This is a genomic window from Enterobacter sp. CPE_E1241 (assembly GCF_045618265.1).
GTDB classification, from domain to species: domain Bacteria; phylum Pseudomonadota; class Gammaproteobacteria; order Enterobacterales; family Enterobacteriaceae; genus Enterobacter; species Enterobacter adelaidei.
Map to the genome: position 1 here is coordinate 514,451 of NZ_JBIWYV010000001.1, position 21,664 is coordinate 536,114.

Here is a 21,664-nt window from a genome sequence, read left to right on the forward strand (position 1 = left end):
CGTACCGTCAGCTTTCTGATTCCTGCAAGGATAAAAACGGTGAAAAACGCGTATCCATATGCAGTTTCATGCGGATATTACGTTTATAGGTATAGACCGTTTTCCCGTTGATACTCAGGTGAGCGGCAATTTTCTGATTGCTCGCACCGTCCATCCACAATGTCAGCACTTTCTCTTCCTGCCGGGTCAGCAAGGGGGCCGCCGTCGTCGGCCTGTCAGCGCTTGCGCGCGAGACTAATGCGTCGTTGATAACCGTTGCGACTTCTTCGAGGCTGGCGTTTTTCAACAATGACGACCAAACCGGGAACTGCCCGAGCCAGTCCGTCATGCTGTTGTCTTCTCCCGATTGCAGCAAGATAAAAGGCAATTTTTCACTGGCGTTAAGTAGGGTAGAGAGCTGTTGGAAATGGTGAATATCCTGCCTGAAGCCGTACAGGTCAGCGATAACCAGATTGGGTTTCCATTGCAGAATGTGCTCTCTGGCAAGAAATAGATTATTCAGCCCGGTCACAACGTAGTGCCCAGGGAACAAACCGGAGTGATTGAGCCATGCTTCAAACCCTGCGCGGGTGAAGTGACAACGGTCAATCAATAGAATTTTGAACATATTTTATTCGCAGTCGGCTAGTGGTTTGGCTTCCTGCCATCAGAAAGCACATCATCATAGAGAAGTCAGATGAGTGGTAAATGCTTGAACTCCGCGCCATACTGCGGCTATTTCTTGCCTTAACGTGTTCAGCAGAAAGGGATTGAAAAAAAATCGCACGCTAAGCAAAATAAAGGGCGTAATCTTTGCCTTACGGGACGACCCGTAAGCGTATCTTTCACCGGGGACGGCCCCAACTTACCTGTAAGTTAAGGAGCCTGAAATGTCCTGGATCGTTCTTTTAATTGCCGGCCTGCTCGAAGTGGTATGGGCGATTGGTCTCAAGTACACCCACGGATTTACCCGTCTGACGCCCAGCGTCATTACCGTTACCGCGATGATAGTCAGTATCGTCCTGTTGTCGTGGGCGATGCGTTCTTTGCCTGTGGGAACGGCTTATGCTGTCTGGACAGGCATCGGCGCCGTAGGCGCTGCCATCACGGGCATTCTGCTGCTGGGAGAGTCAGCGAGCCTGGCACGTATCGCCAGCCTCGCTCTGATCGTGGCCGGTATCATTGGGTTGAAACTCAGCACGCATTAATGGGGTTGTTCTACCCAGATGAGTTTTGACACATCAAACCCCTGCCGGGTCGCAACATCCAGCATCTGCTGTTTCATCTCAGACGAGATGGTTGGCGTGCGGGAGAGTATCCACAGGTAGTTGCGATCCGGCCCGCAAACCAGCGCATGGCGGTACTCTTTGTCGAGTGCTATCACGTTGTAGCCGCCATAGAAGGGGCCAAAGAAGGAGACTTTGAGCGCGGCCCTCCGTGGGTCGCCAGTGAAGTATGCTTTTCCTGTCGACTGCTGCCACATCTCCCGGTCGGGATTATAGCCCCTGTTGATCACCTGAATACCGCCATCATCCATCGGACTGTAATTCGCAGTGACTTTCTCTAAGCCCCGTTCAAACCGATGGTCCAGGCGGGCGATTTCATACCATGTTCCGAGGAAGCGTTGTGCATCGAAAGGCGTGACAACGGTAACGCCAGAAGGTGGGGTAGGGGAACTACAGGCAACCACTAAAAACGCGGCTGTCACCGCGGCGATAACAGGCAGAATGCGCATAGGAGTTTCCTTACTGTTTTTTTGTTAAGTGTAGATGACGGCAAGGAAAATGCGGGTGTTTTGCCGGGTAAGCAGAGTCGCCACCCGGCAATGTTTTACTTCAGCGCGTCGAGGATATGATATGCCGCCTCAACTCGTGCCGGGTTCGGGTAGCTTTTATTCGCCAGCATCACAATGCCAAGCTGCTTTTCTGGAATAAACGCCACATAGCTACCAAACCCGCCAGTAGAGCCCGTTTTATGCACCCAGGACGCTTTTACCGGAGGGGCCGTGGGATTCACTTCTACCGCAGGCAACGGTGCCAGGGCAACCTTATTATCGCTACCCTCGACCACGGTTTTGGCCTCTACCGGCCAGTTCAGCATCTCCCAGCCTAACCCTTGATACATGGCACCTACGCGCCAGTATCGGGATTGCGCAAGGGCGATACCTTGCTTCAGAGAGGTATCCTGCAGAGTATCGGGAGACATGTTCGCCATCACCCAGCTCGCCATATCTTTGACATTGGTTTTCACACCATAGGCTTCGGCATCCAGCATGCCCGGCGAAACGTGGACGGCTTTACCGTCACGGTATCCCCAGGCGTAATGCTCTTGTTCAGATTCCGGAACGTTAATCCACGTATGGTCCAGCTTGAGCGGCTTAAAGACCCGCGTCGTTATGGCCTGCTCATAGTTCATGCCGGAAGGTTTAACCGCAAGGGCGCCAAAAAGACCAATACTGGCGTTCGCATAAAGACGCGTGGTTCCCGGCTTCCACTCTGGCTGCCAGTCCTGATAGAAGCGCAGCAGAGAGGCGTTATCGGTCACCTCATCCGGTACCTGTAATGGCAGACCACCCGCAGTATAGGTAGCCAGATCCAGCATGCGAATTCCCTGCCACTGCTTGCCTGTCAGCTCAGGCCAGTATTTTGTTACCGGATCGCTCAGCGAAATTTCACCGCGAGCAATGGCATCGCCACCCAGGACGCCGGTGAAGGTTTTACTTATAGAACCCAGCTCGAACAACGTTTGCGGGGTAACAGGTTTGTTCGCCGCGATATCGGCTTTGCCGAAGGTAAAGTAGTGCGGCTGACCCTGATAAATTACGGCGACCGCCATCCCCGGGATGGCCTGCGCTTTCATCAGCGGGGTAACGGTACGTTCGACCACTGCAGCCAGCTGTTTTTCTGACATCGGTGCAGCAAAGACGGAGCAGGAGGTGCTGAGTAACAGGGCGCAGCAAAGGGATTTTTTCATCATCAGTTATCTTCCGTAATAGCAGGTCAAAGGAGTGTCCGGGCCCGTCAGACAGCTGTAGTCTGTGGGATTTGACTGTCGCTGACAAACGGTTAAATTTAGCATTAGCTGTTAATTTTTCTAACGGATGGGCCGATGACTCGCAGCTATCTCCCGCTTAATTCGCTTCGTGCTTTCGAAGCAGCCGCAAGGCATCTCAGTTTTACTCATGCCGCGATAGAGCTGAATGTTACCCATTCTGCTATCAGCCAGCATGTTAAGACGCTGGAACAGCATCTGAACTGCCAGCTTTTTGTTCGCGTTTCGCGCGGGTTGATGCTGACGACGGAAGGTGAGAATTTGCTGCCAGTGCTTAACGATTCGTTCGATCGTATCGCCGGAATGCTGGATCGCTTTGCCAGCCATCGTGCGCAGGAGAAACTCAAAATTGGTGTGGTAGGAACCTTCGCGACCGGTTTTTTATTCTCGCGGTTGTCTGATTTCCGCCGCTGCTCTCCGCATATCGATCTTCACCTTTCAACCCATAACAACCGCGTCGATCCGGCGGCTGAGGGGCTTGATTACACGATCCGCTACGGTGGCGGGGCGTGGCACGGGACCGAAGCGCAGTTCCTTTGTGATGCGCCGATGGCTCCGCTTTGTTCACCCGATATCGCCGCCGGGCTCCATACTCCGGCCGACATTCTGAAATTTACCCTGCTGCGCTCCTACCGGCGCGATGAGTGGTCCGCGTGGATGCAGGCGGCGGGAGAGCATCCCCCGTCACCCACGCATCGGGTGATGGTGTTTGATTCGTCTGTCACCATGCTGGAAGCCGCGCAGGCCGGTGTGGGAATTGCGATCGCTCCGGTCGATATGTTTACGCATTTGCTCAACAGCGAGCGCATTGTACAGCCGTTTGCCACACAGATTGATCTGGGCAGTTACTGGTTAACAAGACTACAGTCGAAAGCCGAAACCCCGGCAATGCGTGAGTTTGCGCAGTGGCTGGTGGGCAAAATGCAGAACTAAAAAGGCCCGCCGGAGGGCGGGCCAGAAGGGTCAGATGGTGACCACGGCAATCAGCGTTACCACGGTCAGAATGGTTGCCAGGCCGTAGAATACCCATTTACCGCTCGGGACATGGATTTTCAGGTCATGCATCGCATGGTGAATACGGTGCAGGCCACACCACAGCGGCAGGACGATCATCAGGAAGATGAATACGCGGCCGATAAAGCTACCCGCAAACGCCAGCACGCGTTCGTAGCTCAGTGCATCGCCCGGGAACAGCCCCAGCGGCAGCATAATGCCGACCAGCAGGATGATCACAGGTGCGATGATGGCACTCCACATGCCGCCAGCGCCAAACAGTCCCCAGAAGACCGGCTCGTCAGAACGTTTTGGATTTGGATTGATCACAGTAGTCTCCTTACCAGAACAGTGCGACAAACAGAATGACCACAGTGACCAGAATCGTCACTGCCCAGAGGCCTTTAATCACCGGCTCTGGCCCCATTTTCTCGCCTTTTACGATGATGTTCGCCGCTTTTGGCGCCAGCTCAAACCAGGTTTTGGTATGAAGCAGCGCGGCTGCGAGCACGATCAGGTTCAGGACCACAATGATCGGGTTTTGTAGAAAGCCAACAAAGCTTGCCCAGGTTTCCGGACCGTGCTTGAGGGCAAAAACACCGTACATCAGCTCAAGACTGAACCAGACCGCCGGCACCGCTGTGCCTTCACGCAGCATATAGAAGCGATAAAACGGCAGATTTTTCCACCAGGTGGACGGCACTGGCCGTACATAGGCTTTGCGTTTAGTCGTCATCATGCACTCCTTAGCGTGGTTTCAGGGTAGCGATAAGAAAGTCTTTCGAGCTTTCCACTTTACCCTGCTGAATAGCGGCGGCTGGGTCGACATGCTTCGGACAGACTTCGGAGCAGTAACCCACGAAAGTACAGCTCCAGACGCCGTTCTGGCTGTTAAGCTGCGCCATACGTTCTTTTTTACCGTGGTCGCGGCTGTCTTCGTTATAGCGGTGCGCCAGCGTAATGGCGGCCGGGCCGATGAATTCGGGATTCAGGCCAAACTGTGGACATGCGGCGTAACACAGGCCGCAGTTGATGCAGCCAGAGAACTGATGGTATTTCGCCATCTGGGCCGGGGTCTGGGTATTTGGACCCTGATCCGGCGTGCGCGGATTGCCGATGATGTAAGGCTTAATGGCTTCCAGACTTTCGATAAAGTGGGTCATATCGACCACCAGATCGCGCTCAATCGGGAAGTTGCCCAGCGCTTCAACCTTGATGCCCTTGGTGTAATCACGCAGGAAGGTTTTACAGGCCAGTTTCGGCACTTTGTTAACCATCATGCCGCAGGAGCCGCAGATGGCCATGCGGCAGGACCAGCGGTAGCTCAGGTCTGGTGCCAGGTTATCTTTGATATAGCCAAGCGCATCCAGCAGAGAGGTTTGCTCGTCATAGGGGACTTCATAGAAAGCGCTATGTGGTGCGGTGTCCACTTCCGGATTGTAGCGCACCACTTCAACTTTCAGTTTTTGCATCTCAGCCATTCGCCTTCTCCTTCTTCTCGGCGGCTTCTGCTTCTGCGCCGTACACGCGTTTAGCCGGTGGCAGCGTGGTGATTTTCACGTCACTGTAGTCCAGACGTGTGGTGCCATCTGCATCGCGCCAGGCGAGAGTGTGTTTCAGGAAATTGACGTCGTCACGTTCGGTACAGCCTTCATCAAGACGCTGATGCGCCCCGCGTGACTCTTTACGCGCCAGCGCAGAGTGCGCCATACATTCTGCCACGTTCAGGCCGTGACCCAGCTCGATGGTATAGAGCAGGTCGGTATTGAAGACACTGGAGGTATCGGTAATGCGCACACGTTTGAAACGCTCCTGCAATTCCGCCAGCTTATCGACGGTTTTTTGCATCAGCTCAGGGGTACGGTAGATACCACAGCCTTCTTCCATCGACAGGCCCATTTCATCGCGGATCTTAGACCAGTTCTCGTTACCTTCCTGGTTCACCAGGTCTTTCAGGCGTTTTTCAACGTCAGTAACCTGAGCATCGAGCGCGGCACCGTTAGCTTCGCCCGCTGTAGCCGCGCGTTCCATTGCGCGCTCGCCCGCCATGCGACCAAAGACGACCAGCTCTGCCAGCGAGTTAGACCCCAGACGGTTGGCGCCGTGCAGGCCCACAGAGGAGCATTCACCCACGGCGAACAGGCCTTTGATACGGGTTTCGCACTGCTGGTCGGTTTCGATCCCGCCCATGGTGTAGTGCGCGGTTGGACGTACCGGAATCGGTTCTTTCACCGGATCAACACCGACGTAGGCTTTTGCCAGTTCGCAGATGAACGGCAGGCGTTCCAGCAGCTTCTTCTCACCCAGGTGACGCAGATCGAGATAGACCACATCACCGCGTGGTGTGGAGATGGTGTTGCCTTTGCGCCACTCGTGCCAGAAGGCCTGGGAGACTTTGTCGCGCGGACCGAGTTCCATGTATTTGTTTTTCGGCTCGCCAAGCGGGGTTTCCGGGCCCATGCCGTAATCCTGCAGATAGCGGTAGCCATTTTTGTTGACCAGAATACCGCCTTCACCACGGCAGCCTTCCGTCATCAGAATGCCGGAGCCCGGCAGGCCAGTCGGGTGATACTGTACGAACTCCATATCGCGCAGCGGCACACCGTGGCTGAGCGCCATGCCCATACCGTCACCGGTGACGATGCCGCCGTTGGTATTGTAGCGATACACGCGGCCCGCACCGCCCGTTGCCATCACCACCGCATTAGCGCGGATCTGGACGAGCGTGCCTTCCATCATGTTCATCGCCACCAGGCCGCGAGCCTGTCCGTCATCAACCAGAATGTCGAGGACGAAATGTTCATCAAAGCGCTGAATTTGTGGGAACTGAAGAGAGGTCTGGAACAGAGTGTGCAGCATGTGGAAGCCGGTCTTATCGGCGGCGAACCAGGTACGTTCGATTTTCATTCCACCGAAGCGGCGAACGTTGACGCTGCCGTCCGGACGGCGACTCCACGGACATCCCCACTGTTCAAGCTGGGTCATCTCCGTAGGACAATGGTGTACAAAGTAGTCAACCACATCCTGTTCGCAAAGCCAGTCGCCCCCTGCAACCGTGTCGTGGAAATGGTATTCAAAGCTGTCATGATCCTGCGCGACGGCGGCGGACCCTCCTTCAGCTGCAACCGTGTGGCTGCGCATTGGATAGACTTTTGAAATCAATGCGATTTTAGCGTTGGGATTAGCTTGTGCTGCAGCAATCGCAGCACGTAATCCAGCACCGCCAGCGCCAATTACGGCAAGATCGGCTTGAAAAGTTTGCACGACATTCCTCCAGATTTTTGTTATTTCGCAACGCGACAAACTAAAGGTAGTTCACCTGCCCAAAGGGACAATTGCGAAAGCGTTTCCACTGCTCCTTTATGGGTAAAACAGTATAACCGTGTAGATGTCAGGGAAATTTGACGTGTTCGATTTTTTTGCTGTTCTGTAGGGTGATTTATCATCGTGATTGATGAATTGCGTCACGTAATTACGCACCTAAATGAAATGCGCGTTTTTACTGCGCAAAATTTGTCTCTGTCCCCGCTAACGAGTAGACTTCGTGCCCTTGTCTGAAATCGGAGAATTACCCATGAGCGAAACGGCCACCTGGCAGCCGAGCGCATCCATCCCAAATCTGTTAAAACGCGCTGCAATTATGACGGCGATCCGCCGTTTCTTTGCCGACCGCGGAGTCCTGGAGGTGGAAACGCCGTGCATGAGTCAGGCAACGGTAACCGATATTCATCTGGTCCCGTTTGAAACCCGTTTTGTTGGCCCGGGGCACTCTCAGGGCATGAATTTGTATCTGATGACCAGCCCGGAATACCACATGAAACGCCTGCTGGCGGCAGGATGCGGTCCGGTGTATCAGCTGTGCAGAAGCTTCCGTAATGAAGAGATGGGGCGTCACCACAATCCGGAATTCACCATGCTGGAGTGGTATCGTCCGCACTATGATATGTACCGTCTGATGAATGAGGTGGATGACCTGCTGCAGCAGGTGCTGGATTGCTCAGAAGCGGAAACTCTCTCCTATCAGCAGGCTTTCCAGCGCTATCTGGAAATCGATCCATTGTCAGCGGACAAGACTCAATTGCGCGAAGTGGCGGCAAAACTGGATCTCAGCAATGTGGCAGATACTGAAGAAGATCGCGATACGCTTCTGCAGTTGCTGTTCACGTTTGGCGTTGAACCGCAGATTGGCAAAGACCGCCCGACGTTTGTCTATCACTTCCCGGCAAGTCAGGCGTCTCTGGCGCAGATCAGCACGGAAGATCATCGTGTGGCAGAGCGTTTTGAGGTCTATTACAAAGGCATCGAGCTGGCGAACGGTTTCCACGAATTGACGGACGCGCGTGAACAGCAGCAGCGCTTCGAGCAGGATAACCGTAAGCGTGCCGCGCGCGGTCTGCCGCAGCAGCCCATTGATGTTAATCTGCTTGAGGCATTAAAAGCAGGTTTGCCGGATTGCTCCGGCGTGGCGCTGGGTGTTGATCGCCTGGTGATGCTGGCGCTGGGTGCAGAACAGTTGGGCGATGTGATTGCGTTTACGGTCGATCGTGCCTGAAAAAATGCCGGGTGGCGCTGCGCTTGCCCGGCCTACTCCCCCGGTGGCAATTTTCCTTTCCATTTCGCATAACAACATTAAAAACTGCCACATTCTCTATACACGGGTCTTTTTCTTAATTTGCTCCCTATAGGCACAATTTTTGTCTGGTCTTCTGCTACCATCCGCGCAGATTAATTTCCTTTGGATGGTTCTATGTCCCACTCACTCAAAAAGATGACCCTCACCGGGCTCATCCTGATGATTTTTACCTCCGTCTTTGGCTTTGCTAATAGCCCGTCGGCCTTTTACCTGATGGGTTACAGTGCGACGCCGTTCTATATCGTTTCAGCCCTGTTCTTCTTCATCCCATTCGCGCTGATGATGGCGGAAATGGGGTCGGCATACCGGAAAGAAGAGGGAGGGATCTACTCGTGGATGAATAACAGTATCGGCCCGCGCTACGCGTTTATTGGCACGTTTATGTGGTTCTCCTCTTATGTTGTCTGGATGGTCAGTACTGCGGCCAAAGTTTGGGTACCGTTCTCGACGTTTGTTTTCGGTAGCGATAAAACCCAGGTCTGGTCTCTGGCGGGCCTCAGTTCTACACAGGTGGTCGGGATTCTGGCTGTTTTCTGGATGGTGGTTGTGACGCTGGTCGCGTCTAAAGGCATCAATAAGATTGCCCGGATTACCGCCGTGGGCGGGATCGCAGTGATGTGTTTGAATCTGGTACTGCTGCTGGTCAGTATCGCTATTCTGTGTCTGAACGGCGGTCACTTCGCGCAGGAGGTGAACTTTGTTGCTTCGCCTAACCCAAGTTATCAGTCCGGCCTTGCGATGCTCTCTTTCGTGGTGTTCGCCATTTTCGCCTACGGTGGTATCGAGGCGGTAGGGGGTCTGGTCGACAAAACGGAGAACCCGGAAAAGAACTTCGCGAAAGGGATTATATTTGCCGCCATCGTCATTTCCATTGGCTATTCGCTGGCAATCTTCCTCTGGGGGGTCAGTACCAACTGGCAGCAGGTGTTGAGCAACAACACCACTAACCTTGGCAACATTACTTATGTGTTGATGAAAAGCCTGGGAATGACGCTGGGACAGGCGATGAACCTGACGCCGGAAGCTGCGGTGACAATGGGCATCTGGTTTGCGCGCATTACCGGCCTGTCAATGTTCCTCGCCTATACCGGCGCGTTCTTTACGCTTATCTACTCGCCGTTGAAAGCGATAATCCAGGGCACGCCAAAAGCGCTGTGGCCAGCGCGTATGACGCAACTGAATACGGCGGGAATGCCTGCCAACGCGATGTGGATGCAATGTCTGTTGGTGTGCGTATTCATTCTGCTGGTATCGTTTGGCGGTGATACCGCGTCAGCGTTTTATAACAAGCTGACCCTGATGGCGAACGTGTCGATGACGCTGCCGTATCTGTTCCTGACGCTGGCGTTCCCGTTCTTCAAAGCGAAGCAGGGTCTTGAACGTCCGTTTGTGATTTTTAAAACCCGCACGTCAACGCTACTGGCGACGACTGTGGTCGTGCTGGTGGTGGCGTTCGCGAATATCTTCACTGTCATTCAGCCAGTGATTGAGGCGAATGACTGGAACAGCGCGCTGTGGATGGTTGGCGGTCCGATCTTCTTCTCGCTGCTGGCGATGGGGATTTATGAGAATTACCGCCGACGCTCAGTGGCGTACGTCACGGAAGCGGTGTAGCGGTTAAAACGCCCCTCCCGAAAGAGAGGGGCGAAGATTTACAGGCTTCCCGCCGGGCGCTTACGTGCCGCCGACGTCAATGTTCTTCCCGTTTTACGTCCGTCCAGACTTTCCAGACGCATCTGGAACGGTGGGAATGGCATATCAATACCATGCTCGCGGAAGCCAGCCAGAATCAACTGGTGGATCTCGTGGCGCAGCGGCATACGGTGTCCCATTTCTGCAGCGTAAATACGTAGCTCGAAAATCTGAATCCCCTGCTGCAAATCGACCAGGAACACTTCCGGTGCCGGGTTATCGAGCACCAGCGTGCAGCGCTCGGCTGCGGTGTAGAGAATTTGTGTCACCTCTTCACTGTTGGCATCCGACGGTGCCGGTAGTGTCAGCACCACACGCGTGACCGAGTCTGACAGCGACCAGTTGATGAACTGTTCGGTGATGAATGCCTTGTTCGGCACGATGATCTCTTTACGGTCCCAGTCGCTGATCGTTGTGGCGCGGGTATTGATCTTCGTTACGCTACCGGTCAGATCGCGGATCGTCACCGTATCGCCTATACGTATCGGTTTTTCAAACAGGATGATCAGGCCGGAAACAAAGTTAGCGAAAATTTCCTGCATGCCAAAGCCAAGTCCAAATGTCAGCGCAGCGACCAGCCACTGTAATTTAGACCACTCAATGCCAATCATTGAGAAACCCACCATCCCACCAAAGAGCAGGATCAGGTATTTAGTGATGGTGGTAATGGCGTAGCCCGTGCCGGGGGTTAAATCCAGGTGTTGCAGCAGAGCCAGCTCCAGCAGCGCCGGGAAGTTACGTACCAGTTGGGTAGTAATGATCAACACCAGAATGGCAATCAGTACTGAACCTAAGGTTATAGGCTCCAGACTTTCCACGCCCTGAACTGTAGATGTCACGTCCCAGAGAGAGATGTTCTCCAGGAAGCCAAACGCGGAGTGAATTTCCGACCACAGCACGATCACCGACAGGAGAGCAATCAGCATCAGGATGGAGCGCACCAGGCGCAGGGACTGGGTACTGATGGCATCCAGATCCAGTTCGACATCGTCCGCCTCCGTCGTCCCTTCCGTGCTGTTGACGTGGTTTGGCTCATCCTCACCCCGCGCACGCTGAGCGAGGATTTCTGCCCGGCGATGCTTGGCACGGTCGAAGGCCAGACGGCGGCGCTGAATCAACATCCAGCGACGGATGACGTGATACACCACCAGAAGCAGGAACCAGATCGCCACCGAGGTTTCCAGCCGCGCCAGCAGCGCCTTCGAAGTCGCCAGGTAACCCACCGCCGCTGCCAGCATCGCAATCAGCGGAGCGCTCAGCAGCAGGTTCCAGAGCAGGCGGTTGAACATGTTGTCGCCGCTACCGGATTTATCAAGATAGAGCGGTATACCGGCGCGTTTCAGGCTGAGCGTGACGATGGCCAGCGCCCCGCATATCAGCATAAAGCAGAGGCGACCCAGTGAGCCTGAGAACTCCCGGTCGTTAAGATTATCGAACATAATCAGCGCCATAATGAGTGGCACAATCAGTCCGATGCTCATCAGATAGTAACGCATAGCGCGTGCAACACGATTACGCGGCCAGCCAAAGTGGGCGATGAACAGGCCATTTGGCCGCGCGAATGTGGCACAAATCATCACGACCCACAGCAGTGGAACCGTCGCGGTGACGCCATCGCCTATCGCCACGGCGAGCGGATAGGGCCAGGCTTCCCGCAGGCCGTACCCCAGCGTCATCCACAATACCGGTAGGGGAGAGGCCACGAGAATCGACCAGAACACCGTGCGGAGCGTCAGCCAGAAGTGATCCTGGGTGACTTTCCCCACGCGCGAACTGGAACGCTCCAGAAAACGGGTGAAATGTCTGCGCGAGTAAATGCTAAAGCCCACCAGAATCAATGCGCCCAGCAGTGGGAAAATGGTCTCTTTGCTGGTGAGCATCATCACGCTGGCCTGTCCCAGCTGGCTGAAGGTGTCCAGTGAAATCAGGCGGCGCAGATCCTGAACAATCTCAATTGGCCACGAGAAGGTCATTGGACGCACGTCAGAGGTCCAGAAGAGGTAACGGTGCGTTGCCTCGTTTACCTCTTTCAGCGCATCTTCCAGCTGACTGTTTGACACCTTCAGCTTGGTAAGCTCGAGGATCAGCGTATCACCGCCCTGGAGCAGTGAGTTCAGGAGTTCACGCTGGGTGCGCAACTGGGCTTCAAGGATCCGGTTTTGCTCACTGCTCAGAGGTTGCCCGTCAGCCTGACGGATCTGGCGAATTTGCGGTTGTTTATTGAGAAGATCTTCAAAGTGCAGCCGCTGAACGCGTAGCTGGGCCATCTCGGTATCCAACTGCTGCGGCTTCGGCATTTCCGGCAGGCGTGCCACCTGAGCACGTAACGCCTCGCCCAGCAGGTTTGATGACCCAAGCCACTGCGACTGTTCGCGCAGAGTGTTGAGCGCCTGGCGGACCTGCAGGGTTTGGTTCGTCGCCTGCCGCTGTTGTGAAGCGACCAGGTCCATACGCTGTGCCTGCTGGTTCAGTGCCGCTGAAAGCTCACGGTTGATCTTGAACTGATCGACGATGCCGACGGGCAGGTTAGCGCTGTTTTCCGCCAGTAGCTCGGTACTTTCCAGCGCGCGTTCGGCCTCGCGCTGGCGCTGGCTATTCAGCTGGTTACGTAGCGCCTGGAGATAAGCATCAAGCTGTTCGCTCTGTTTTTGCGCCAGTTCTGAACGCATCCGCGATAGCTCCTGGCGGTTATTGGCGGAGAGCTGCGCCAGCTCCAGTTCATCGACCAGCGCTTTCAGGCGGGCAGACTCTGCCTGCAGCCCAAGGTTTTGTGCCTGGTTTTGCGGCGTGTTGCCGGTTTGTGTGCCGACACGGCGTTCAACCTCGTTGAGCTGACGGCGGGCATCGGTTTGCTGTTGCGGAAGCTGGCTGAGGGAGTCGGCAATTTCACGCGCTCGCTCCTGCTCCTGCTGGGCAAGGCGGCTCTTTTCCAGAAGCTGGCTGCTGACCTGCAGGATCTCCTGGTTCAGGGCGTCCGAGGTCATGCCTGCGGGCACGTCGCGCGGTTCGTCACGCAAATTATTGAGCTGCGCGCGCAGCGTCTGCGAGAGTTTGGGGAAGTTGTCGATAACCTGCTGATACTGCTGAGCGCGCTCAAGGGAGCCTTTCCGCTCCTCAAGCGCGTTCAGGGCAGACTGGAGCGACTCGACGGTCTCTGGCTGAGCGGGTTTGGCCGCTTTTGCCTGCTCCAGTTCCTGCGTTATCTGTTTGGCGTCGGGGGCTGTCGCTGCGTACGCCCCCATGCTGAGGCACCAGGCCATCAGTAGAACGATAATCGGGCGCACGTCAGCGATCCTTCTGTTGTTAGCCTTCGTCTTTTTTGTCGTCAACCAGTGGGCTGGCGTCGTGCTCGGCGTTAATCTCTTCCTGTGACAGCGGAGCAGATTCTGCATCTGGCGTCACGAAGGTTTCGGTAGAGACCGCCAGCGGCTGGCCCAGTTTGGTGACCGACAGGCTTTCGAGCTGTTCAGCCAGCTTCACTTTGCCCGGCGCAAACAGGTTGATCACGGTAGAGCCCAGCTTGAAGCGACCCATCTCCTGACCTTTCAGCAGGGCGACAGAGCCTTCCGCTTCACCGGCAGGCCAGGTCCAGCGTTTGATCACGCCTTCGCGAGGCGGAGTGATGGTGCCTGCCCAGACGGTTTCGATGCTGCCGACGATGGTGGCACCCACCAGAATCTGCGCCATTGGGCCAAATTCAGTATCAAACAGGCAGATGACGCGTTCGTTACGGGCAAACAGGTTTGGTACGTTTTGCGCGGTCAGATGGTTCACGGAGAACAGATCGCCCGGAACGTAGATCATTTCACGCAGAATACCGTTGCACGGCATGTGCACGCGGTGGTAGTCGCGCGGTGACAGATACGTGGTGGCAAACGTACCGTTACGGAACAGGTCTGCCATCAGGTAATTACCCGCCAGTAAGGCCTCCAGGCTGTAGTTATGGCCTTTGGCCTGCAGAATTTTGTCTTCTTCGATGTTACCTAACTGGCTAATCACGCCATCTGCAGGCATCACCAGCACGTTAGGATCGGTATCAACCGGACGAACCTCGTCGCGCAGTGGGCGCACGAAGAATTCGTTGAAGGTGCGATAGCTGGCGGTATCCGGCTTCTGCGCCTCTTTCATGTCGACCTTGTAATATTTTACGAAAAGGTCGATGACCAGTTTGGTCAGCCAGCCTGCTCGTTTGCTTGCGCCCCAGCCCGCCAGGCGAGTGAGCCACAGTTTTGGCAGAATGTATTGAAGCGAAAGTTTAAATGCGTTTAACAAGGTAGCCTCCAGGCCATTGTTTTGTCGTTCCTGATCCGGCGGCAAAGCACCGGAACCTGAAAAAAGGGGACGATTTTAGCGATGCTTAGCTTAGTTGTCAGTTATCAGAATCAGAAAAGTTTTTACGCGTTTTTACTTGATCCATGCTCTCAAGAATACGGTGGTAATTCTCGAAACGAGTCTCCGCGATTTCACCATTCTCGACCGCTTCACGGATAGCGCAACCTGGGTCGTTATCGTGTTTACAGTCGCGGTATTTGCAAGCGCCTAAATAATCATGGAATTCGACAAATCCGTTGAAGATTTGTTCCGGCTCGAGATGCCATAAACCGAATTCGCGCACCCCCGGAGAGTCGATCACATCGCCGCCATGTGGGAAGTGATACAGGCGTGATGCGGTGGTCGTGTGCTGGCCCAGACCCGAGACATCAGACACATCGTTGGTGAGGATCTCTTGCTGGAGACCAAGCAGGTTATTCAGCAGGCTCGATTTACCCACGCCGGATTGACCCGCGAAGATGCTGATACGATCGGTGAGCGCCTCTTCCAGCGGTTTCAGGCCATCTTTGGTGTAGCTGGAGACCATCAGAACGCGGTATCCAATCTTGCGATAGATATCCATCTGTTCATTGACGAAAGCCATCCCTTCGTCATCCAGCAGATCGATTTTGTTCAGCACGATAATCGGTTCAACCTGCAGTGTTTCGCAGGCGACGAGGTATCGGTCGATAATATTGAGTGAAAGTTCAGGCAAAATCGCCGAGACGATAACGATTTGGTTAATGTTGGCGGCAATCGGTTTCACGCCGTCGTAGAAATCGGGACGGGTTAACACAGACGTGCGCTCATGGACCGCTTCAACGATACCTTTTACCGTAACACCCTCCGCCGCCTCTTTACCCGGACGCCAGACGACGCGGTCACCGGTCACCAGAGAACGAATGGTCCGGCGGATGTTGCAGCGGTGGATCTCACCATCGGCGGATTCCACGTCGGCATGCATACCGAAACGGCTGATGACTACGCCTTCCGTTGGTTCGCCAAAGAGGTTGTCGTCGTAATCGACCTTCTCCGAAGTGGTTTTAAGACGGCGCTGGTGATTGGCATTCACGCGGCGCTGCTGCCCTTTGGAGAGTTTATTTTTACTCAATCGCGCTGGCTCCTGGTCGCCCGTAAGGGGCAAAACCTCTATGATACACTCTAATTAATACTAGTTAACCTGCTACTGCCGGTTATGCGAGAAGGGTGGAAAATAACATGAGCGCGGATGAAAACAACCTGATTTGGATCGATCTTGAAATGACCGGGCTGGATCCCGAGCGCGATCGCATCATTGAGATTGCAACCCTGGTGACCGATGCCAACCTGAATATTCTGGCGGAAGGACCGACGATTGCTGTTCATCAATCTGATGAACAGCTTGCATTGATGGATGACTGGAACGTGCGTACCCATACCGGCAGCGGTCTGGTGGATCGCGTGAAGGCCAGTACTCAGGGTGACCGTGAGGCGGAGCTGGCGACGCTTGAATTCCTGAAACAGTGGGTTCCGGCAGGCAAATCGCCAATCTGTGGTAATAGCATCGGCCAGGATCGCCGCTTTCTGTTTAAGTACATGCCGGAGCTCGAGTCTTACTTCCACTACCGCTATCTGGATGTGAGCACCCTGAAAGAGCTGGCTCGTCGCTGGAAACCTGAAATCCTGGATGGCTTTAAAAAACAGGGGACGCATCAGGCAATGGACGATATTCGTGAGTCTGTTGCGGAGCTGGCGTATTACCGCGAAAACTTCATTAAGCTGTGATTTTGAGATCCGGCGCCTTGCGTGGCCGGGTTTTTGCCGTTAAATTGTGCAGCTTGCCGATTAAATAAGCATTTGAACTGAATTTCGAAAAAATCGCTTTCAAGGGGGTTGCAGCTAAAAGGATTTCTCGTATAATGCGCCTCCCGTAACGACAGAGAATTACACGTTACGACAGCAACAAAAGCAGTACAGATTTGCGGGAATAGCTCAGTTGGTAGAGCACGACCTTGCCAAGGTCGGGGTCGCGAGTTCGAGTCTCGTTTCCCGCTCCAAAATTTGAAAGTGCTTTTAAAGCATGCACCACCCAAGCGGGAATAGCTCAGTTGGTAGAGCACGACCTTGCCAAGGTCGGGGTCGCGAGTTCGAGTCTCGTTTCCCGCTCCAAAATTTGAAAGTGCTTCCACAGCACGCACCACCCAAGCGGGAATAGCTCAGTTGGTAGAGCACGACCTTGCCAAGGTCGGGGTCGCGAGTTCGAGTCTCGTTTCCCGCTCCAAATTCTTCTTCATCTTTAAAATATCCACAGCGAAAAGAGTCGTTGGGGACGTTTTCTGTTGTCTCTGAAATACTCTTGTGAACAGAGTTATCCACAGAAACTACGTTTAATCGGAATCGGCTAAAAACTTAGCAGGGTGAATAGTATTCGTGTAATTATCTGTATTATATGAATAAAATTTGATTTCAAAATGTTATTGAGATCACTTGACCTCTTCTCCAGTCCCGATGCTGCTTGAGTTTGTATTTTTATACACAGGCTGTGAATATATTATGCGTCGCGCGTAAGCCCTTTCTCAATCACCCTCACCAGACGTTGTTTCTTCGGTAATTGCACCTCGACTACGCAGGCATTTCGCTTCTCGATTTGCTGTGCAACCGCCCATTCTATGTGTTCATCGAGAAGTGGGTGCTCACCTCTGCGGCTTTCGAGCGCCTGAATATTGGCTTCATCCCAGGGCGCATTCCCCAGTGCAACGGCAACATTACGTAGCCAGCGCAGATGGCCAATGCGACGAATGGCAGACCCTTCTGTCACTTTCAGGAACCAGGCTTCGCTCCAGGCGAACAGCTCAACGAGTTGCGGTGCGTGCAGAGCTTTACGCGGACTGAAATCTTCTTCATCCGTGAGTTGTGAATAGCGGTTCCATGGGCAGATCAGCTGACAGTCATCGCAGCCATAGATTCGGTTGCCGATAAGCGGCCGAAACTCCTCAGGGATCGCACCTTCCAGTTCGATAGTGAGATAGGAGATGCAGCGGCGAGCATCAACAGTATAGGGTTCAACGATAGCGCCGGTGGGGCAGATGGTCATACAGGCCACGCAGCGGCCACAGCCTTCCTCTACCGGGCCGTCTACCGGCAGCGGTAAATCAATCAGCAGTTCCCCGAGGAAGAAGAACGATCCGGCGTCCCGGCTAAGGATAAGTGAGTGCTTACCTGTCCAGCCAAGCCCGGCTTTTTCGGCGATCGGGCGCTCAAGAATAGGCGCAGAATCGACAAAGGGTCTAAAATTCAGCGAAACACAGTGCTGCTGAATAGTTTCCCCGAGTTTTTTTAAACGGTTACGCAGAAGCTTATGGTAATCACGTCCCAGGGCGTACCGGCTGACGTAACCCAGCGAGGGATTTTTTAGCGTGCGCGCAAAAGCCGCGTTGGCGGGCAGGTAGTTCATGCGCACGCTGATGACACGTAATGTGCCCGGCAAAAGCTCGTGCGGACGGGCGCGCATCATGCCATGACGCGCCATCCACTCCATTTCGCCGTGGTATTGTTTGTCCAGCCAGGCCTGTAGTTTCGGCTCGCTGGCGGAGAGATCGGTATCGGTAATGCCTACCTTCTGGAAGCCAAGCTCAGCACCCCACTGTTTAATTTTTTGCGCTAACTGATTGAGATCGAGGGGCTGTGACATGACGGACCATACAGTGAAGAAAAACCCCGCAAGTATACCACATTCCATCTGGCATGCGGACGACCTCCGGCGCGCCGAAAAAGAGGCAGCAGACAGCCTCGGTATCACCCTATATGAACTCATGCAGCGCGCAGGCGAAGCCGCGTTTAACGTTGCCCACAATGCATACCCGCAATCCAGACACTGGTTGGTTTTGTGCGGGCACGGCAATAACGGCGGTGACGGTTATGTCGTCGCCCGTCTTGCCGTTGCTGCGGGTATCCGCGTGACGTTGCTGGCGCTGGAGAGTGATAAACCGCTGCCGGAGGAGGCCTGCTCGGCCCGAGATGCCTGGCTGAATGCCGGCGGTGTGATTCATGCACCAGATATCCTCTGGCCGGAGGATATGGATCTGATTATTGATGGTCTGCTCGGGACCGGTCTACGCAGTGCGCCGCGTGAGAACATTGCCGCGCTGATTACACATGCCAATTGCCATTCCGCGCCGGTGGTGGCGCTGGATATTCCCTCAGGCCTGATAGCACAAACCGGCGCGACGCCGGGGGCGGTGATTCAGGCGGCGCATACGGTAACATTCATCGCCCTGAAGCCGGGTTTACTGACCGGCAAAGCGCGGGATGTGGTCGGCGTACTGCACCACAATGCGTTGGGGCTGGACAGCTGGCTAGCCGGTCAGGAAACGCACCTTTCGCGCTTTGATGCTTCGCAACTTGCAGAGTGGCTGCCTCCGAGACGTCCCACATCCCATAAAGGCGATCATGGCAAACTGGTGATTGTCGGGGGGGACTACGGTACGGCGGGGGCTATCCGCATGGCGGGTGAAGCGGCATTGCGAAGCGGTGCTGGTCTGGTACGAGTCCTCACGCGCATTGAGAATATTGCGCCGATCGTTACTGCCAGACCCGAGTTGATGGTGCATGAGCTTACGCTCCCGATGCTCGAGGAAAGCCTCGAGTGGGCAGATGTGGTCGTTATCGGCCCCGGGCTTGGGCAGCAGGCGTGGGGTAAACAGGCCCTGCAAAAGGTCGAGAATTTTCGTAAACCGATGCTGTGGGATGCTGACGCGCTGAACCTTCTGGCAATCAACCCAGATAAGCGTCACAATCGCATTCTGACGCCACACCCCGGCGAAGCCGCGCGTCTGCTTAACTGCAGCGTGGCAGAAATTGAAAGCGATCGCTTACTTTCTGCTCAGCGTCTGGTAAAACGTTACGGAGGTGTTGCCGTTTTGAAAGGGGCAGGAACCGTCGTCGCCAGTGACGAGGCGCTGGGCATTATTGATGCCGGAAATGCGGGCATGGCGAGTGGCGGAATGGGTGATGTGCTTTCAGGCATCATTGGCGCATTGCTTGGACAGAAACTTCCCCTTTATGATGCAGCCTGTGCGGGCTGCGTGGCTCATGGTGCAGCGGCAGATCAACTGGCTGCACGTTACGGTACACGCGGTATGCTGGCCACCGATCTTTTTTGCACGCTGCGGCGTGTTGTTAACCCGGATGTGATTGACGTAGAAAATGACTAATCGAGCGATTCCTTTACCTGATGAACAAGCCACTTTAGATCTCGGCAAGCGCGTGGCGCAGGCCTGTCAGGGGGCAACCGTCATTTATCTGTATGGTGATTTAGGTGCGGGTAAAACCACCTTCAGCCGGGGCTTTTTACAGGCGTTAGGGCATAGCGGGAATGTGAAAAGCCCAACCTACACGCTGGTAGAACCGTACACCCTTGAAAATCTCATGGTGTACCACTTCGATTTATACCGCCTTGCGGATCCTGAGGAGCTGGAATTTATGGGGATCCGCGATTATTTTGCCAATGATGCCATTTGCCTGGTGGAGTGGCCGCAACAAGGTGCGGGTGTGTTGCCTGACCCGGATGTCGAAATTCACTTAGATTACCAGGCACAAGGGCGTGAGGCACGCATCAGTGCGGTTTCCTCATCAGGGTGTTCCTTACTGGCTCGTTTAGCCGGTTAAGCTTAGGGATAACGGGATGATTAATCGCGTTAAAAGTTGGTTGTTGGCTGCCACCGTGCTGCTGTGCGCGCAGGCCGGGGCGGCTAACCTCTCAGATATTCAGGTATCGAACGGTGAAAACCAGGCCCGGATCACATTCAGTTTTATGGGTGACCCTGAATACGCTTTTTCACAGCCAGACAGCCACAGCGTGGCGCTGGATATCAAACAAACCGGAGTGATTCAGGGATTACCGCTGCAGTTCAGCGGTAACAATCTGGTGAAGAGCATTCGCTCAGGCACACCACAAGATAGCCAGTCATTGCGCCTGGTGGTTGATCTCACCGAAAAGGGCAAAACGCGGGCGGTGAAGCAGCAAAACGGCGCAAATTATACGGTGGTGTTTACCATCAATGCTGACGCACCTCCACCACCACCGCCTCCGCCAGTGGTGGCAAAACGCGTCGAAGAACCGGTTTACACACCGCGTCCTTCTGAACCTGCACGTAATCCGTTTAAATCGGACAGCGACCGCATTACCAGCGTCACCAGCAGTAATAGCGTTACACGCCCTGCGGCCAGCGCACGTCGTGCGGTCAGCGGTGATAAAGTGATTATCGCGATTGATGCAGGGCATGGTGGTCAGGATCCAGGCGCGATTGGTCCAGGCGGCACGCAGGAGAAAAACGTCACGATTGCGGTAGCCCGTAAGCTGCGGACGTTGTTAAACGATGATCCGATGTTCAAAGGCGTGCTGACTCGCGACGGCGACTATTTTATCTCTGTAATGGGGCGCTCAGATGTGGCGCGTAAACAAAATGCCAACTTCCTGGTCTCCATTCATGCGGATGCAGCGCCAAACCGTAGCGCGACTGGCGCATCGGTATGGGTCCTTTCGAACCGCAGGGCGAACAGCGAAATGGCAAACTGGCTGGAAGAGCACGAGAAACAGTCTGAACTGTTAGGCGGCGCGGGTGATGTGCTGGCAAACAGCCAGTCTGATCCATATCTCAGCCAGGCAGTGCTGGATTTACAGTTCGGTCATTCCCAGCGCGTCGGTTATGATGTCGCCACTAACGTATTGAATCAGTTGCAGGGCATCGGAGCATTGCATAAGCGTCGTCCGGAGCATGCGAGCCTGGGGGTTCTGCGTTCGCCGGATATTCCATCCATTCTGGTGGAGACAGGCTTTATCAGCAATAACAGTGAAGAGCGCCTGCTGGGCAGCGACAGCTACCAGCAGCAACTTGCCGAAGCCATTTATAACGGTTTGCGTAAATATTTTGAGGCGCATCCTCTGCAGTCCGCGCCACAGGGCGGGGCAGCTCAGACGGCCAGTGCCGCGCAGCCTGGCGAGATAACTGCGACCAACTAAGGAGA

Annotated in this window: 19 protein-coding genes and 3 tRNA genes; 11 read left to right on the forward strand and 11 right to left on the reverse strand. The window is 54.6% G+C overall.

What is annotated here, in order from left to right:
• Positions 1–7 precede the first annotated feature (7 nt).
• A complete protein-coding gene (locus ACJ9Y9_RS02450; protein ID WP_028016420.1) occupies positions 8–607 on the reverse strand; it encodes a LuxR C-terminal-related transcriptional regulator in 600 nt (199 codons plus the stop codon).
• A 262-nt stretch (positions 608–869) separates the two neighbouring features.
• Between ACJ9Y9_RS02450 and sugE the strand changes: the two genes are divergently transcribed.
• A complete protein-coding gene (sugE, locus tag ACJ9Y9_RS02455; RefSeq protein WP_028016421.1) occupies positions 870–1,187 on the forward strand; it encodes a quaternary ammonium compound efflux SMR transporter SugE in 318 nt (105 codons plus the stop codon).
• Here sugE and ACJ9Y9_RS02460 read toward each other — a convergent pair.
• On the reverse strand, positions 1,184–1,714 hold the full coding sequence (locus ACJ9Y9_RS02460; protein WP_028016422.1) for a lipocalin family protein: 531 nt from the start codon (positions 1,712–1,714) through the stop codon (positions 1,184–1,186). The two genes, sugE and ACJ9Y9_RS02460, sit on opposite strands and share 4 nt — an antisense overlap.
• Positions 1,715–1,809: 95 nt before the next feature.
• Entirely contained in the window at positions 1,810–2,955 is a 1,146-nt protein-coding gene (gene blaACT / locus ACJ9Y9_RS02465) for an ACT family cephalosporin-hydrolyzing class C beta-lactamase (protein ID WP_028016423.1), read from the reverse strand.
• Positions 2,956–3,087: 132 nt separating this feature from the next.
• Between blaACT and ampR the strand changes: the two genes are divergently transcribed.
• Positions 3,088–3,963: a LysR family transcriptional regulator AmpR gene (ampR, locus tag ACJ9Y9_RS02470; protein ID WP_028016424.1), complete on the forward strand. Its 876-nt coding sequence runs from the start codon at positions 3,088–3,090 to the stop codon at positions 3,961–3,963.
• Between the two features lie 30 nt (positions 3,964–3,993).
• Here the strand turns inward: ampR and frdD are convergent, their stop codons facing one another.
• From frdD to frdA, 4 genes are read right to left on the reverse strand one after another with little or no spacing between them, the layout of a single operon-like run.
• The gene (gene frdD, locus ACJ9Y9_RS02475) at positions 3,994–4,353 is read right to left on the reverse strand and encodes a fumarate reductase subunit FrdD (protein WP_013095272.1); all 360 of its coding nucleotides are present in this window, start codon (positions 4,351–4,353) and stop codon (positions 3,994–3,996) included.
• Between the two features lie 10 nt (positions 4,354–4,363).
• Positions 4,364–4,759, reverse strand: a complete 396-nt coding sequence (frdC, locus tag ACJ9Y9_RS02480) for a fumarate reductase subunit FrdC (protein WP_028016425.1) — start codon at positions 4,757–4,759, stop codon at positions 4,364–4,366.
• A gap of 10 nt (positions 4,760–4,769) precedes the next feature.
• On the reverse strand, positions 4,770–5,504 hold the full coding sequence (gene frdB / locus ACJ9Y9_RS02485; protein WP_028016426.1) for a fumarate reductase iron-sulfur protein: 735 nt from the start codon (positions 5,502–5,504) through the stop codon (positions 4,770–4,772).
• Positions 5,497–7,287, reverse strand: coding sequence for a fumarate reductase (quinol) flavoprotein subunit (gene frdA, locus ACJ9Y9_RS02490; protein WP_028016427.1), 1,791 nt, complete (start codon positions 7,285–7,287; stop codon positions 5,497–5,499). The genes frdB and frdA overlap by 8 nt, the downstream gene beginning before the upstream one ends.
• A gap of 310 nt (positions 7,288–7,597) precedes the next feature.
• Here frdA and epmA point away from each other — a divergent pair, with 310 nt between their 5' ends.
• Both epmA and yjeM read left to right on the forward strand, forming a co-directional pair.
• The gene (epmA, locus tag ACJ9Y9_RS02495; RefSeq protein WP_028016428.1) at positions 7,598–8,575 is read left to right on the forward strand and encodes an elongation factor P--(R)-beta-lysine ligase; all 978 of its coding nucleotides are present in this window, start codon (positions 7,598–7,600) and stop codon (positions 8,573–8,575) included.
• 195 nt (positions 8,576–8,770) lie between these two features.
• Positions 8,771–10,270, forward strand: coding sequence for a glutamate/gamma-aminobutyrate family transporter YjeM (yjeM, locus tag ACJ9Y9_RS02500; RefSeq protein WP_028016429.1), 1,500 nt, complete (start codon positions 8,771–8,773; stop codon positions 10,268–10,270).
• Between the two features lie 38 nt (positions 10,271–10,308).
• Here yjeM and mscM read toward each other — a convergent pair whose 3' ends face one another.
• From mscM to rsgA, 3 genes are all read right to left on the reverse strand, one after another.
• Positions 10,309–13,632: a miniconductance mechanosensitive channel MscM gene (gene mscM, locus ACJ9Y9_RS02505; RefSeq protein ID WP_028016430.1), complete on the reverse strand. Its 3,324-nt coding sequence runs from the start codon at positions 13,630–13,632 to the stop codon at positions 10,309–10,311.
• A gap of 19 nt (positions 13,633–13,651) precedes the next feature.
• A complete protein-coding gene (gene asd / locus ACJ9Y9_RS02510) occupies positions 13,652–14,620 on the reverse strand; it encodes an archaetidylserine decarboxylase (RefSeq protein ID WP_028016431.1) in 969 nt (322 codons plus the stop codon).
• Positions 14,621–14,717: 97 nt separating this feature from the next.
• On the reverse strand, positions 14,718–15,770 hold the full coding sequence (rsgA, locus tag ACJ9Y9_RS02515; RefSeq protein WP_032666746.1) for a small ribosomal subunit biogenesis GTPase RsgA: 1,053 nt from the start codon (positions 15,768–15,770) through the stop codon (positions 14,718–14,720).
• Between the two features lie 107 nt (positions 15,771–15,877).
• Here rsgA and orn point away from each other — a divergent pair, with 107 nt between their 5' ends.
• From orn to ACJ9Y9_RS02535, 4 genes are all read left to right on the forward strand, one after another.
• Positions 15,878–16,423: an oligoribonuclease gene (gene orn, locus ACJ9Y9_RS02520; protein ID WP_028016433.1), complete on the forward strand. Its 546-nt coding sequence runs from the start codon at positions 15,878–15,880 to the stop codon at positions 16,421–16,423.
• Between the two features lie 196 nt (positions 16,424–16,619).
• Positions 16,620–16,695, forward strand: a tRNA-Gly gene (locus ACJ9Y9_RS02525).
• Positions 16,696–16,731: 36 nt separating this feature from the next.
• Positions 16,732–16,807, forward strand: a tRNA-Gly gene (locus ACJ9Y9_RS02530).
• A gap of 36 nt (positions 16,808–16,843) precedes the next feature.
• A tRNA-Gly gene (locus tag ACJ9Y9_RS02535) sits at positions 16,844–16,919 on the forward strand.
• Between the two features lie 270 nt (positions 16,920–17,189).
• Here the strand turns inward: ACJ9Y9_RS02535 and queG are convergent.
• Positions 17,190–18,329 (reverse strand): tRNA epoxyqueuosine(34) reductase QueG, encoded by a 1,140-nt coding sequence (gene queG / locus ACJ9Y9_RS02540; RefSeq protein ID WP_028016434.1) that lies wholly within the window; start codon positions 18,327–18,329, stop codon positions 17,190–17,192.
• On the opposite strand from queG, the gene nnr reads away from it, so the two are divergent.
• Genes nnr through amiB form a run of 3 tightly spaced genes read left to right on the forward strand, consistent with a single transcriptional unit; the run spans position 18,328 to position 21,659 of the window.
• Positions 18,328–19,851 (forward strand): bifunctional ADP-dependent NAD(P)H-hydrate dehydratase/NAD(P)H-hydrate epimerase, encoded by a 1,524-nt coding sequence (gene nnr / locus ACJ9Y9_RS02545; RefSeq protein ID WP_028016435.1) that lies wholly within the window; start codon positions 18,328–18,330, stop codon positions 19,849–19,851. The two genes, queG and nnr, sit on opposite strands and share 2 nt — an antisense overlap.
• The gene (gene tsaE, locus ACJ9Y9_RS02550; RefSeq protein WP_028016436.1) at positions 19,844–20,305 is read left to right on the forward strand and encodes a tRNA (adenosine(37)-N6)-threonylcarbamoyltransferase complex ATPase subunit type 1 TsaE; all 462 of its coding nucleotides are present in this window, start codon (positions 19,844–19,846) and stop codon (positions 20,303–20,305) included. Before nnr ends, tsaE begins: the two co-directional genes overlap by 8 nt.
• 16 nt (positions 20,306–20,321) lie before the next feature.
• On the forward strand, positions 20,322–21,659 hold the full coding sequence (gene amiB, locus ACJ9Y9_RS02555; RefSeq protein ID WP_028016437.1) for an N-acetylmuramoyl-L-alanine amidase AmiB: 1,338 nt from the start codon (positions 20,322–20,324) through the stop codon (positions 21,657–21,659).
• Positions 21,660–21,664 lie beyond the last annotated feature (5 nt).